General features: G+C 64.9%; 11 protein-coding genes and 1 tRNA gene. 8 read left to right on the top strand and 4 right to left on the bottom strand.

Annotated elements, in window-relative coordinates; all coding sequences use genetic code 11:
• Position 1 precedes the first annotated feature (1 nt).
• Complete coding sequence (locus tag DEM25_RS02665) at positions 2 to 1897, bottom strand: SurA N-terminal domain-containing protein (protein ID WP_109767095.1); 1896 nt, start codon at positions 1895 to 1897, stop codon at positions 2 to 4.
• 151 nt (positions 1898 to 2048) lie between these two features.
• Here DEM25_RS02665 and tpiA point away from each other — a divergent pair, with 151 nt between their 5' ends.
• The 5 genes from tpiA (at position 2049) to DEM25_RS02640 (ending at position 7707) form a co-directional block, all read left to right on the top strand.
• Positions 2049 to 2816 carry a triose-phosphate isomerase gene (tpiA, locus tag DEM25_RS02660; protein ID WP_109767096.1) on the top strand — a complete coding sequence of 256 codons (768 nt, stop codon included), beginning with the start codon at positions 2049 to 2051 and terminating at the stop codon, positions 2814 to 2816.
• Between the two features lie 116 nt (positions 2817 to 2932).
• Positions 2933 to 3358 carry a preprotein translocase subunit SecG gene (secG, locus tag DEM25_RS02655; protein ID WP_109767097.1) on the top strand — a complete coding sequence of 142 codons (426 nt, stop codon included), beginning with the start codon at positions 2933 to 2935 and terminating at the stop codon, positions 3356 to 3358.
• Positions 3359 to 3458: 100 nt separating this feature from the next.
• Entirely contained in the window at positions 3459 to 5087 is a 1629-nt protein-coding gene (gene pyrG / locus DEM25_RS02650) for a CTP synthase (protein WP_109767098.1), read from the top strand.
• Between the two features lie 96 nt (positions 5088 to 5183).
• Positions 5184 to 7292: a putative bifunctional diguanylate cyclase/phosphodiesterase gene (locus DEM25_RS02645; protein WP_147393261.1), complete on the top strand. Its 2109-nt coding sequence runs from the start codon at positions 5184 to 5186 to the stop codon at positions 7290 to 7292.
• Between the two features lie 205 nt (positions 7293 to 7497).
• Complete coding sequence (locus DEM25_RS02640) at positions 7498 to 7707, top strand: cold-shock protein (protein WP_109767100.1); 210 nt, start codon at positions 7498 to 7500, stop codon at positions 7705 to 7707.
• Between the two features lie 65 nt (positions 7708 to 7772).
• Here the strand turns inward: DEM25_RS02640 and DEM25_RS02635 are convergent, their stop codons facing one another.
• Complete coding sequence (locus DEM25_RS02635; RefSeq protein WP_109767101.1) at positions 7773 to 8699, bottom strand: LysR substrate-binding domain-containing protein; 927 nt, start codon at positions 8697 to 8699, stop codon at positions 7773 to 7775.
• Positions 8700 to 8805: 106 nt separating this feature from the next.
• On the opposite strand from DEM25_RS02635, the gene katG reads away from it, so the two are divergent.
• Entirely contained in the window at positions 8806 to 11001 is a 2196-nt protein-coding gene (gene katG / locus DEM25_RS02630; RefSeq protein ID WP_109767102.1) for a catalase/peroxidase HPI, read from the top strand.
• Between the two features lie 146 nt (positions 11002 to 11147).
• On the opposite strand, the gene DEM25_RS02625 is transcribed toward katG, so the two are convergent.
• Positions 11148 to 11223: transfer RNA gene (locus DEM25_RS02625), tRNA-Lys, on the bottom strand.
• A 224-nt stretch (positions 11224 to 11447) separates the two neighbouring features.
• Here DEM25_RS02625 and DEM25_RS02620 point away from each other — a divergent pair.
• Positions 11448 to 12230 carry a cytochrome c biogenesis CcdA family protein gene (locus DEM25_RS02620; RefSeq protein ID WP_109767103.1) on the top strand — a complete coding sequence of 261 codons (783 nt, stop codon included), beginning with the start codon at positions 11448 to 11450 and terminating at the stop codon, positions 12228 to 12230.
• Between the two features lie 17 nt (positions 12231 to 12247).
• Here the strand turns inward: DEM25_RS02620 and DEM25_RS02615 are convergent, their stop codons facing one another.
• Entirely contained in the window at positions 12248 to 12697 is a 450-nt protein-coding gene (locus DEM25_RS02615) for a DUF4864 domain-containing protein (RefSeq protein WP_158585142.1), read from the bottom strand.
• Between the two features lie 115 nt (positions 12698 to 12812).
• Between DEM25_RS02615 and DEM25_RS02610 the strand changes: the two genes are divergently transcribed.
• Complete coding sequence (locus tag DEM25_RS02610) at positions 12813 to 13727, top strand: VOC family protein (RefSeq protein WP_109767201.1); 915 nt, start codon at positions 12813 to 12815, stop codon at positions 13725 to 13727.
• Positions 13728 to 13732 lie beyond the last annotated feature (5 nt).

Raw genomic sequence — 13732 nt, 5'->3', positions numbered from 1 at the left:
CTCAGGTGCCCGCGTCGAGCGCGCGCTCGAGCGCGGTCGGATAAAGCGTCACCGGAAACTCGCTTTGCAGCCGGTTGACCATCTGGTTGAGCAGATCGTCGGCCAGATTGCCGCCGAGATTTGCGCGCAGCGAGGGATCGATGCTCTCGGCGCCGCCGAGCGGGTTGGTGATCTGGTCGACCCGGAAGACCAGCCGCCGGTCGCCGGTCGCGCCCTCGGCGATGTCGACGCCGCGCGGGCCGACACCGAATACCGCCGCAAGGGCCGTTGCGCCGAAATCGGCATCTTCGCCGCTGCGCGACAGGCCGAATTTGACATCGGCGCGATAGCCATTGTCGGCGGCGATCGTTGAGGGGTCGCCGCCATCGCGCAGGGCTTGCGCGACCGCGTCGGCGGCTGCATCGAGCGCGTCTTCGATCTGCGCGGCCTGCCAGTCGGCGATCACCCGGTCGCGCACCTCGTCGAGCGTGCGGTCCCGTTCGGGGTCGATGCCGGTCACCTCATACCACAAAAAGCCCTCGCGGCCGGCGTCCAGCGGCCGAGATTCCTCGCCGATCTCGGCGGCGAACGAAGCCTGCAGCAGCGCGCCGGCCTCCGGAATTCCCTCGACCGGCTGGCCATCCTCGCCATTGCCGTTCGCATCGATAGCGGGAAGCGTTTCCATGGCGATTCGCTGCGTGGCGGCGGCTTCGGCCATGGATGACCCGCCGGCACGGGCATCCTCATATCCGTCATGAATGTCGAGCAGCACGTCACGCGCTTCCAGCGCGGCCAGTTCTTCGCGAATGCCGTCTGCCACCTCGTCGAACGGCTGGACCCGCTCGGGCTGAATTTCCGTCACCCGCACCAGCACCGAACCGAAAGCGCCGTCGACCACGTCCGAGATATCGCCTGCCTCGGCAAGGCCGAACGCCGCTTCGGCCACTGCCGCGTCGGGAACGTCGGCACGCTCGAGCGTGCCCAGCGACACGTCGGCCATCGTGCGGCCGGTGTCCGCAACCGCGTCCTCGAAGCTCTGTCCGGCAAGGATGCGCTCGCGCGCGGCCTGCGCGCTGTCTTCATCGGCAAAGACGAGCTGCTGGATCGTGCGGGTTTCGGGTTGCGCGTAGCGGGCGCGATTGTCTTCATATTCGGCGCGCACGGTCTCGGTATCGATCGCGCCGGGATCGGCGATGCTCTCGGGCGTCAGCAGCACATACTGGATGGTCCGGTATTCCGGTGCGCGGTAATCGTCCTTGTTCTCCTCGAAGAACGCTTCCAGCGCAGCCTGATCGGGCGTGCCCGGCGGCGTCAGCGCCGACGAGTCGATTTCCACGAAGCTGACATCGCGGGTCTGGCCCTGATAGCGATGAACGGCCTCCAGGAAGGTGTCGGGCATCGTGATGCCGTCGGCGACCGCCTCGATGATCTGCTGGCGGATCGCGGCCTGTTCGCGGTCGACGATATAGTCGGCCTCGGTCATGCCGACCTCGCGCAGAATCAGGCGGAACTGACTGCGGTCGAAGCGTCCGTCCAGCCCCTGGAAGGCCTGGTCCTCGGCGATCAGGCCGGCCAGCCGGTCCTCGGACAGGCCAAGTCCCATGACGCGTGCCTGCTCGTCGAGCACGGCCGAGCCGACCATGCGCGCCCGCACCGCATTGTCGATGCCCAGAAGGCGCGCCTGTTCGCGCGTCAGCCGGGTGCCGAATTGCTGCGACTGGATGGCGAGCTGGCGGTCATAGGCGAGCCGGTATTGCTGCGCGGTGACCGACGTTTCGCCGGCCTCGATGACGACATTGCCGCCACCGCCGCCCAGGATCTGGTCGGAAATGCCCCAGACGGCAAACGACAGGATCAGCAGCAGCAAAAGCAGTTTGGCGACCCATGTCTTGGCCGCATCGCGCAGGGAACCGAGCATTTAATCCACCGGTTGAGTTTCTTGCGCCTTCTTAGGTAGCCAATGCGGCCGATGCAAGCGCCGGCGGATAGCGCGGTCATGGCCCGCACGGGGCTTTTTTTGCGGCGTCAAACACGCTAGCAGGCGGCAACCGAACCTGGAGAGACCGACCATGGCCGACCGCGTCCGCCCGCTGATCGCCGGAAACTGGAAGATGAACGGCACCGCAGCCGAATTGCCCGAACTCAAGCGGATCGCCGACGGTGTTGACGGCACCCGGTCCAGTTCGCCCTACGACGCGCTGATCTGCGTGCCGGCGACGCTTATCGACCGGGCGATCAAGACAGTGGTCGGCTCGCCGCTCGCCATTGGCGGCCAGGATTGCCACGGTGCCGAGAGCGGCGCGCATACGGGCGACGTCTCGGCGGCGATGCTCGCCGATGCGGGCGCAACCCATGTCATTGTCGGCCATTCGGAACGGCGTGCCGACCATGGCGAGACCGATATCGACGTGATGGACAAGACGCTGGCCGCCCATGCCCAGGGACTGACGGCCATCGTCTGCGTCGGCGAAACGCGGCAGGAGCGCGAGGACGGCCAGGCGATGGACGTGGTCGACACCCAGCTTGCGGGCTCGCTGCCCAAGGATGCGGCGCCCGGAAACACCGTCGTCGCCTATGAACCGGTTTGGGCGATCGGCACCGGCCTGACGCCGTCGCTGCTCGATATCGAGGCAATGCACGATCACATGCGCCAACGTCTGCGTGAACGCTTCGGCCCGGCCGGCGCACGCTTCCGGCTGCTTTATGGCGGGTCGGTCAAGCCGGCCAATGCGGGCGAAATCTTCGGGATTTCCTCGGTGGACGGCGCGCTGGTCGGCGGGGCGAGCTTGAAATCGGACGACTTCCTTGCCATCTGCGCGACAGTGCAGGCGCGCTGATCACGGGACGGGCATCGGCCCGGCCTTGGCAGGGCGTGGCAATCCATGTACAGACGCGCCAATTCATCCATCGGCCCCGACATCGCATCCGCGCCGAAGACGGAAATCCTTGATCCATGCAGACCATCCTGATCGTCATTCACCTCATGATCGTGATCGCGCTTGTCGGCGTCGTGCTGTTGCAGCGGTCCGAAGGCGGCGGCCTGGGCATTGGCGGCGGCAACAATGCGATGAGCGCGCGCGGTCAGGCCAATCCGCTGACGCGGCTGACCGTCATTCTGGGCGCCGCCTTCTTCGTCACCTCGGTGAGCCTGGGTCTTCTGGGCCGCTACGGCACCGACCCGACCGACGTTCTCGACCGCATTCCGGCGATCGGCGAGTCGATCGACGCCGAGACCGGCGAGCCGGTGCCGGGCGAGGGCGGGGTGCTCGATCTTCTGGGCGGTGAAAGCCCGTCCTCCGACGTGCCTTCGGGCAGCGAGGTGCCGGCGGGCGGCGTACCCTCGGGCGGCGGCGCATCGGGCGGCGTCCCCAACAACTGACCGGTCGATCGGCGGCGGGCTTGTCGCCGGCCATCCTTTCTGTTCGCAACACGATTTTTCCTTTGCGGAATCGCATCCGCCCCTCTAAGCGTGAGGTCCCATGGCACGGTACGTCTTCATCACCGGTGGCGTGGTCTCCTCCCTTGGAAAAGGCATTGCTTCCGCCGCTCTGGGCGCGCTTCTGCAGGCGCGCGGCTATTCGGTCCGGCTGAAAAAGCTCGACCCCTATCTCAATGTCGATCCGGGCACGATGAGCCCCTATCAGCACGGCGAAGTGTTCGTCACCGACGATGGCGCCGAGACCGATCTCGACCTTGGCCATTACGAGCGGTTCACGGGAAGGTCGGCCAACAAGCACGACAACATCACCACCGGGCGCATCTACCAGAACATCATCACCAAAGAGCGGCGCGGCGACTATCTGGGCGCGACGGTGCAGGTGATCCCGCACGTCACCGACGAGATCAAGCAATTCGTGGTCGAGGGCAATGAGGGCTACGATTTCGTCCTGTGCGAGATCGGCGGCACCGCCGGCGACATCGAGGCGATGCCCTTCATGGAGGCGATTCGCCAGCTCGGCAACGATCTGCCGCGCGGCAACGCGGTCTATGTCCATCTGACGCTGATGCCGTGGATTCCGGCGGCGGGCGAACTGAAGACCAAGCCGACCCAGCATTCGGTCAAGGAGCTGCGCTCGATCGGCATCGCGCCCGACATATTGCTGGTGCGCGCCGACCGGCCGATCCCCGAAGCCGAGCGGCGCAAGCTGTCCCTGTTCTGCAACGTGCGCGAAAGCGCCGTCATCCAGGCGCTCGACGTCAAGAATATCTACGACGTGCCCAAGGCCTACCACGGCGAGGGGCTGGACGCCGAAGTGCTCGCCGCATTCGGGATCGAGCCGGCGCCCAAGCCTCGCATGCATGTGTGGCACGATGTGTGCGCCCGCATCCACAATCCCGAAGGCGAGGTCACCATTGCCGTCGTCGGCAAGTATACCGGCCTCAAGGACGCCTATAAATCGCTGATCGAGGCGCTTCACCATGGCGGCATCGCCAACCGGGTGAAGGTCAACATCGAATGGATCGAATCGGAGATCTTCGACAGCGAGGACGCCGCGCCGCACCTTGAAAAGGTGCATGGCATCCTGGTGCCGGGCGGTTTCGGCGAGCGCGGCGCCGAGGGCAAGATCAAGGCGGCCAGCTTCGCCCGCGAGCGCGAAGTGCCCTATTTCGGCATCTGCTACGGCATGCAGATGGCGGTGCTGGATGCGGCGCGCAACCTGGCCGGCATCGATGACGCCGTCTCCTCGGAGTTCGAAAAGCCGGGCACCAACGTGGTCGGCATCATGACCGAGTGGCTGAAGGGCAACATGCTCCAAAAGCGCACGCGCGAGGGCGATCTTGGCGGCACGATGCGGCTTGGCGCCTATGACGCGGTGCTCGAAGAGGGCAGCCGGATTGCGTCCATCTACGGCGATACGCGCATCTCCGAGCGCCACCGGCATCGATACGAGGTCAATATCGAGCACAAGGACGCGCTGGAGCAGGCCGGCCTGACGATTTCCGGCCTGTCGCCGGACGGCGTGCTGCCCGAGACGATCGAATATGCCGACCATCCCTGGTTCATCGGCGTGCAGTATCACCCCGAACTCAAATCGCGCCCGTTCGAGCCGCATCCGCTGTTCGCCAGCTTTATCGAGGCGGCGATCGGTCAAAGCCGGTTGGTATAGTCGTCATCCGCCGGCCCAATATTCCGGGGTTCGGCGGTTTACTTTGCCGAAACCCTATCATGTTTCCCTGTCTTGCTGAGGAGCGGGGGAAACCGAGTGACACGGGCCAAGGGCAGCTATCTGGTCGACGACTATCTCGAGGTCGCCGATTTCTGGGCCTGGGAAACGGACGAGAACCTCGTCCTGACCTATCTCAGCAACGGGTTCTCCGAGCTGACCGGTCTGCCGGCCCGCGATTTCATCGGCCGATCGCGCTCGCAGATTGCCACCCGCGATCTCGATGCCGACATCTGGACCGAACATCGGCGGACGCTCGAAGAGCGCCGGCCGTTCCGCCGTTTCCGCTATCCGCTGGAAGCCAGCGACGGCTCCGTGCGCTGGTTTGAATCGAACGGCATTCCGCACCACGGCCCCGATGGCCGTTTCGTCGGCTATCGCGGCGTCGCGCGCGATATAACCGAGCAGATGCGGGATCGGGCGTTGCTGGCGGCGACCGGCCGCGAGGCAAAGCTGCAGCAGACCCTTCTGGCCCATATCGAGCGGGTGTCGCGCATCGGCGCCTGGCGCTGGGCCGTCGGCGACGGACACATCTCGATGAGCGACGAGATCTACCGCATACTGGGGGCGCCGATCGGCGCGCCGATGACGCCGGAAATGTCGAAGCGTCCGTTTGCGCCGAAATCCCGCGCGGTTTTCCAGGCCGCGATCGCCGAGGCCATCAGGCACCAGCAGCCTTTCGATCTGATTCTCGAGCTGGATGCTTCGGCCAGCGCGCATCGATGGGCCCGCGTGATCGGCGAGCCAGAGGTGGTGGACGGGCGCACGGCCCGGCTGTTCGGCACATTCCAGGACGTGACCGAGCAGCGCGAACAGGAGCTGAAGATGCGGCACCTGGCGCTGACCGACGCGCTGACCGGGATCGCCAATCGCGCCGCCTTCAACGAAAAGCTGGACGAGGTGGCGGAAAAGGCGGCCAGGAGCGGCCGCAGTTTTCTGCTGTGCGTGATCGATCTCAACCGTTTCAAGCAGGTCAACGATCAATACGGCCATGATGTCGGCGATCAGGTTCTGGTGCGTTTTGCAGACCAGTTCGGGTCGGCCTTGCCGCAGCACTGGTTCTTCGCGCGGATGGGCGGCGACGAGTTCGCCGTCCTGATCGGCGACGGGCACAGGTCGATCGAACTGACGTCTGCCGTCGATACGCTCTATGAGGCGCTGCAGCACGAAGTCGAGATCGCCGATGTCAATGTCACCGTGCAGGCCACCGCCGGATACACCGTCGCACCGACGCACGGCACCGACGTGCAGGCCTTGCTGCGGCGCGCCGATCTGGCGCTTTACGACGGCAAGCGCGACGCGGCGACCAATCTGAAGTGTTACGAGCCGGAAATGGAGGAAAGCTTCCATCGGCGCGTGCTGGTCGTCCAGGAGTTTGCCGATGCGCTGAAACAGGGGCGCGTGGTGCCCTGGTACCAGCCGGTTGTCGAACTCTCGAGCGGCCGGATCACCGGGATGGAGGCGCTTGCACGCTGGGATCATCCCGAACAAGGCATTCTGACCGCCGGCCAGTTCGTCGAGGTTTTCGACGATGCAAGGGTCAGCGTGGAGTTGAGCAATGCGATGCTGGAGCAGGTCTGCCTGGACATGGCGGACTGGCAGCAAAAAGGCGGCTCCTTCGGCCGAATCGGGATCAATGTCACGGCGGCGGTGCTGCGCCAGCCCGGCTTTGCGCTGCGGGTGATCGAGGCGCTGTCGCGCCAAGGCCTGCAGCCGCACAATTTCATCGTCGAAGTCACCGAAACGACGATCATCAGCCATGCCGCGCCGGCGGTGACGGATCAGCTCAGGCATCTGCGGGAAGCCGGCGTTTCGATCGCGCTCGACGATTTCGGCACGGGTTACTCCTCGCTGACCCACCTCAAGAGCCTGCCGTTCAACATCCTGAAGATCGACAAGTCCTTTATCAAGGATCTGTCGCGCTCGGCGGCCGACCAGTCGATCGTCCGTTCGCTGATCCATCTGGGCCGAGACCTTGGCTATACGACGGTGGCAGAGGGCATCGAGGTGCAGGCCGAAGCCGAATTGCTGCGCAGGATCGGCTGTGAAAGGGGGCAGGGGTTCCTGTTCCACAAACCGATGCCCAAACGCGATGTCGATGTTCTGATCGGTGCCGATATCCGCAGGGCCGCCGAGCCCGCCCGATAGCGTCCGGAGCGCTCCGCGCATCATCTTGCCTTGCTATTGGCACAATTACCCGCCATATGGGGGCATCGACACTTTTTGGCCCGACGTACTTTGGCCTCGCGTTATCCACGCCTGCTGACGTTCTCACTTCCAAAAGACGACTCGATCGGAAAGCGGCCCGGCTTGGCCGCACGTCACTAAGCGTTCAACGAAAAGGATTACGCAAATGGCAACAGGTACCGTCAAGTGGTTCAACGCCACCAAGGGTTTTGGTTTCATCGAGCCTGAAGCAGGCGGCAACGATGTGTTCGTGCACATCTCCGCGGTTCAGCGCGCCGGCATGCACGGCCTCGACGAAGGCCAGAAGATCAACTACGAGGTGGTTCAGGACCAGCGCTCGGGCAAAAGCTCGGCCGACAATCTGACCGCGGCCTGATCGACCCACATATCCCATAACGGGATCACCAAACGAAAACGGGCCGTTGCGGCCCGTTTTCTGTTTCAGGCACCGTCCGGCTGCATCGAATGCGCAACGCGCAGCGTCTCGGCGGATTGCCGGACAAGTCCCGCGATCTGCGTCAATTGCTTGGCAAGCGGGCTCGTCCGCCGCCAGATCATGCCGACCGTACGCGACGGTTGCGGGTCGCCGAAGCGCGCGACCGAGACCGATGCCGAGCGCGTTTCCACCGGCACCGCCATTTCCGGGATCAGCGTGACGCCGATGCCCGCGCCGACCATCTGGACCAGCGTCGACAACGAACTGCCGTCCAAAAGCTCGCGCGGCAGCGGCGAGCGCAGATTGCAGAAGGACAGCGCCTGATCCCGGAAACAGTGGCCCTCTTCAAGCAGCAACAGCCGCATCTCGCGCAGCATTTCGGGGCTCGGCACCGGCTTGCCGGCGTCGGCGCCCGGCCGGACGAGCACGAAGTCCTCCTTGAACAGGGCCGTCTCGGCAAAGGACGGTTCTGATACGGGCAAAGCGACGATTGCGGTGTCGAGCCGGCCTTCGGTCAGTTCACGCATGAGCTTTGGCGTAACGGTCTCGCGCACCCGGATATCGAGATCGCCATGGGTCCGCGCCAGATCGCCGATAATGGTCGGCAGCAGGTAGGGCGCGATGGTCGGAATGACGCCGATGCGCAACCGACCGGCCAGCCGGTCACGCGATGCCCGCGCGAGGTCCCCCAACTCGTCGACGGACCGCAGGATCACCCGTGCCCGCTCGGCGAATTCATCGCCAAAGCCCGTCAGCCGGACCTGCCGTGCGCCGCGTTCGAAAAGGGCCGTGCCGAGCGCATCCTCCAACTCCCTGATCTGCATGGAAAGTGCCGGCTGCGAGATCGCGCACGCCTCCGCGGCCCGTCCAAAATGGCCGTGCCGGGCCAAAGCCTCGAAATAGCGCAGCTGTTTCAGCGTCAGGTTGTTCATAAGGTGAGCTTATCGCACAAATCAGCAAATACAACTTCACCTGATGAGCCTAGTTTGGTACGATTCTAAAGAGCCCCAAAACCCACGCGCATATTCGGAGGAACCCATGAACGCTCCCACCGGCGAAATCACCGGCAAATGTCCCGTGATGCACACCAATTTCGGCGTCCGGTCGAACCGCGACTGGTGGCCGAACCAGCTCAACATCAAGATTTTGCACCAGAATTCGGCGCTGACCGACCCGATGGGCGGCGCGTTCGACTATGCCGAAGCGTTCGGCAAGCTCGATCTGGGCGCGGTCAAGAAGGATCTGCACGCGCTGATGACCGACAGCCAGGACTGGTGGCCGGCCGACTACGGCCATTATGGCGGCCTGTTCATCCGCATGGCGTGGCACAGCGCCGGCACCTACCGCACGGCGGACGGCCGGGGTGGGGCTTCGTCGGGCACGCAGCGTTTCGCGCCGCTCAACTCCTGGCCGGACAACGCCAATCTGGACAAGGCGCGGCGCCTTTTGTGGCCGATCAAGCGCAAATACGGTAACGCCATTTCCTGGGCCGATCTGATGATCCTCGCCGGCAATGTCGCGCTCGAATCGATGGGCTTCAAGACGTTCGGCTTTGGCGGCGGCCGCGCCGATATCTGGGAGCCCGAAGAAGACATTTATTGGGGTTCGGAAACCGAATGGCTCGGCGATGAGCGCTACAGCGGCGAGCGCGATCTGGAAAATCCGCTCGCAGCGGTTCAGATGGGCCTGATCTACGTCAATCCCGCAGGCCCCAACGGCAAACCCGATCCGGTCGCCTCGGGCCGCGACATCCGCGAGACCTTCGCCCGCATGGCGATGGACGATTACGAAACCGTGGCGCTGACCGCCGGCGGACACACGTTCGGCAAGACCCATGGCGCGGGCGACGCCGCTTTGGTGGGGCCCGAGCCCGAGGGCGCGCCGATCGAGGCGATGGGCCTTGGCTGGCTGTCGACGCATGGCAGCGGCAAGGGCGCCGACACGATCACCAGCGGCATTGAGGGTGCCTGGACGCCCAATCCCACCCAATGGGACAACGGCTATTTCGACGTGCTGTTCGGCTATGAGTGGGAACTGGTCAAGAGCCCGGCGGGCGCCTGGCAGTGGACGCCCAAGGACCTCAAGCCCGAGGACCACGCGCCCGACCCCGAGACCGGGGAGCGCAACCGCAAGATCATCATGACCACCGCCGACATGGCGATGCGCATGGACCCGATCTACGAGCCGATTTCCCGTCATTTCCATCAGAATCCGGACGAACTGGCCGATGCGTTCGCGCGTGCATGGTTCAAGCTGACCCACCGCGACATGGGGCCGAAAGCGCGCTATCTGGGCGCCGAGGTGCCGGCCGAAGACCTGATCTGGCAGGATCCGGTGCCGGCGGTCGACCACGCGCTGATCGACGATGCCGACATCGCCGGTCTGAAGGCGAAAATCCTCGCATCGGGCCTGTCGGTGGCCGAACTCGTCTCGACGGCCTGGGCCTCGGCCTCGACCTTCCGCGGCTCGGACAAGCGCGGCGGCGCCAATGGCGCGCGCATCCGCCTTGCGCCGCAAAAGGACTGGGAAGCCAACGATCCGGCGCAGCTGGCCAAGGTGCTCGGCGTGCTCGAAGGCATTCAGAGCGCCTTCAATGACGGTGCATCGGGCGGCAAGAAGGTTTCGCTCGCCGACCTGATCGTGCTTGGCGGCGGCGCGGCGATCGAAAAGGCGGCCGCCGATGCCGGCCATAACGTCACAGTGCCGTTCGCGCCCGGCCGAACCGACGCCACCGACGAGCAGACCGATGCCGCCTCGTTCGAGCCGATGGAGCCGATTGCCGAGGGCTTCCGCAACTACCAGAAGGGCGACTACACGACCTCCGCCGAAGAGATGCTGATCGACAAGGCCCAGCTTCTGACGCTTACCGCGCCGGAAATGACGGTGCTGGTGGGCGGCATGCGGGCGCTCGGCGCCAATGCCGGGCAGAGCAGCCATGGCGTCCTGACCGACCGGCCGGGCACGCTGACCAACGACTTCTTCGTCAATCTGGTCGACATGGGCACCACATGGTCGCCCGTGTCGGACAAGCAGGACGTGTTCGAGGGCCGCGATGCGGCAACCGGCGCGGTCAAATGGACCGGCACGCGTGTCGATCTGGTGTTCGGCTCCAACTCGCAATTGCGGGCGTTGGCCGAACTCTATGCCCAGGACGATGCGAAGGAAAAGTTCGTCGCCGACTTCGTCGCGGCCTGGACCAAGGTGATGAACGCCGACCGGTTCGATCTGGCCTGACCCGCCCGCTCGTCAAACCTCATGCGGCCGACCCGAAAGGGCCGGCCGTTTTCTTTGGCACGTTGGGTAGCCATGCGGGACTGGCCAACACCGAAGGCGGAACCGGCCGAGCCAAGTGAAAAAAATCGAAAACCGCTTGATTTTGTTGGTGAGCGCGCAGGGGCTCGAACCCTGGACCTACTGATTAAAAGTCAGTTGCTCTACCAGCTGAGCTACGCGCTCCCGACAAGGGAAACCGCGCCGGGATGCCGGCGCGGGCAAAGGGTCCATACGCAAAGCCGGCGGTCCGGTCAACCGGGTTTCCCGCAGCCGAACGCCAATGACATTGTGCCGCGCCGCATCACGCAATTGGCATGTGATTGCGAACGTCGTTCTGTGTTAACAGCGACCAAATCCCGGCCCTGAAGCCGGGCGAACGAACCCGAAGGCATAGCAACCGCACGGCCATGGCGATCGACATTTCCTATCTGAGCGCATTCGGCGCGGGCATGATCTCGTTCGTCACGCCCTGTGTGCTGCCGCTCGTTCCGCCCTATCTGTGCTACATGGCCGGCGTGTCGATGGACCAGTTCCGCGACGCGGACGGCGACCCCGGCATCACGCCCGACGCGTCGGGCGCGGCGACAGCGCGCCTGACCGCGGTGCGTCTGCCGCTCATGACCGCGGCTCTTGCTTTCGTGCTTGGTTTCTCAACCGTCTTCATCGCGCTGGGGGCTGGCGCTTCGACCATTGGCGGGTTCCTGCGCGTCTGGCAGACCGAGCTGGCCATGATCGCCGGCGTCGTGATCATCATCATGGGGCTGAATTTTCTCGGCCTGTTCCGCATTGGCCTCCTGTCGCGCGAGGCGCGGTTCCAAAGCCGGGGGGTGCCCGCCAACCCGGCCGCCGCCTATGTGATGGGGCTTGCCTTCGCCTTTGGCTGGACGCCCTGCATCGGACCGGTCCTGGGCCCGATCCTGACGCTTGCCGGCGCCCAGGACAGTGTCGGGCAGGGCGCGAGCCTTCTGGCGGTCTATTCGGCGGGCCTCGGAATTCCGTTTCTGATCGCGGCGATGTTCTCGGGCCAGTTCATGCGCTTTCTGACTCGCTTTCGCGCGCATCTAGGGACGGTCGAAAAGCTGATCGGCGCACTTCTGGTTCTCGCCGGCATCCTTTTCCTGACCGGCGGCATGCAGGCGATGGCCTTCTGGCTGCTCGAACAGTTCCCGGCCTTGGGGCGTCTCGGCTAGGCCAAGAGCAGGTCAAGTCAGGTCAGGCCCGCCGCGCCCTTGCGCAGATTGACGCCGTCAACGCGCCATGTGCCGTCGTCCTGCAACTCCATATAGTAGACCGCCGTCCAGTCGCTGCCGTCCGGCGCGCGGATCAGTACCTCCTGGATGATCCGCCCGTCGGCCATGCGGTCGGCGCGCCCGAATGCGTAATTGCCGGGCCGAAGCACGGGCAGATAGCCGCGCTCGACCATCGACATGAAGCCGTCCAGCGTCGGGTAGATGCGCTTGATGTCTTGGGAGGCGTATCCGTAGGCACGTTCGAAATCGCGCGCCAGAAAGCTCTCGAGCTGCTCGGTGATGACGTTGCGTGCGGCGTTCTCGTCGGCATGGGCCCGATCCAAGGGCGCCAGAAGGAAGGCGAGCGCGAAGGCCATGGTCGCGGCGGCGGCAAGGGCCAGCGGGATGAAACGGGGGCGTCTGGTCATGGCAGGTCTCCTCTCGTGCATGGAAAAGTAGGCCGCGGCGGGCGCTTGGCAAATCCCCGGCGTCGACGCCGAGGCCTTGCTTGCGCGGCGCCGGCAAATCGGGCACACGGGCGCCATGACCGGCCATGCCATATCGCCCTATCAGCCGCGCGCCTTCGACCATTGCGTTCTGCCCGTCGGGGAACTGAGCGTGGCCCGCGCACGGCTGACCGCCCTGGGCTTTCAGGTGGCCGCCGATGCCAAGCATCCGTTCGGCACGGAGAATGCCTGCGTCTATTTCGACGACGGCACGTTTCTGGAACCGCTGGCAATCGACCAGCGCGAGAAATGCGAGCGCACGGCGCAGCGCGGCAACGTCTTCACCGCGCGCGATCAGGCCTACCGGTTCCGCAACGGCGACAACGGATTTTCCGCGATTGCGCTCGGCACCGACAATGCCGATGCCGACCACAAGGGCTTCCGCCGCCAGGGCATTTCCGCCGGCCGCAAGCTGCTGTTCGGCCGGACGATGACCGATGGGTCCGGCGCCAAGGCGCGCGCCACCTTCAAGCTCGCCTTTGCGGCCGATCTTCGCTCGCCCGACAGTTTCCTGTTCACATGCCAGCGGGTGAACACGCCGGCGGTCGACCGGGCGGCGCTGCAAACCCATCCGAACACGGTGACCGGCACGGCGGAGATCATCGCCTCGGAGGCGAACCCCGCCGATTTCCAGTATCTGTTGCAGGACGTCATCAACAACCGCGCCACGCAGGCCCATTCCTTTGGCATCGAGATCGCCGGGGCCGATTTCACGCTCAACGTGATGACGCCGGAAGGTTTGCGCATCCATTTCGGCGTGGAGCGCCATGTGCCAACGCGCGGCCTGCGCTTCGAAGGCATCGTTTTCACCGTCGCCGACCCGGAAGCTCTTCGGGCATTGCTCGCCGAAAACGGCATCAAGACGCACGAGCACGGCTCTTGGCTGGTGGCCGACCGTGCGCCGGGTCAGGGCGCCTTTTTCGCCTTCGACATGCGGGGAGAAAACCGATGAACACG

This window comes from Oceaniradius stylonematis, assembly GCF_003149475.2.
In the GTDB taxonomy this organism is placed as follows: Bacteria; Pseudomonadota; Alphaproteobacteria; order Rhizobiales; family Rhizobiaceae; genus Roseitalea; species Roseitalea stylonematis.
The sequence above is the reverse complement of the archived record's forward strand: the minus strand, read 5'-3'. Positions and strand labels throughout refer to the sequence as shown.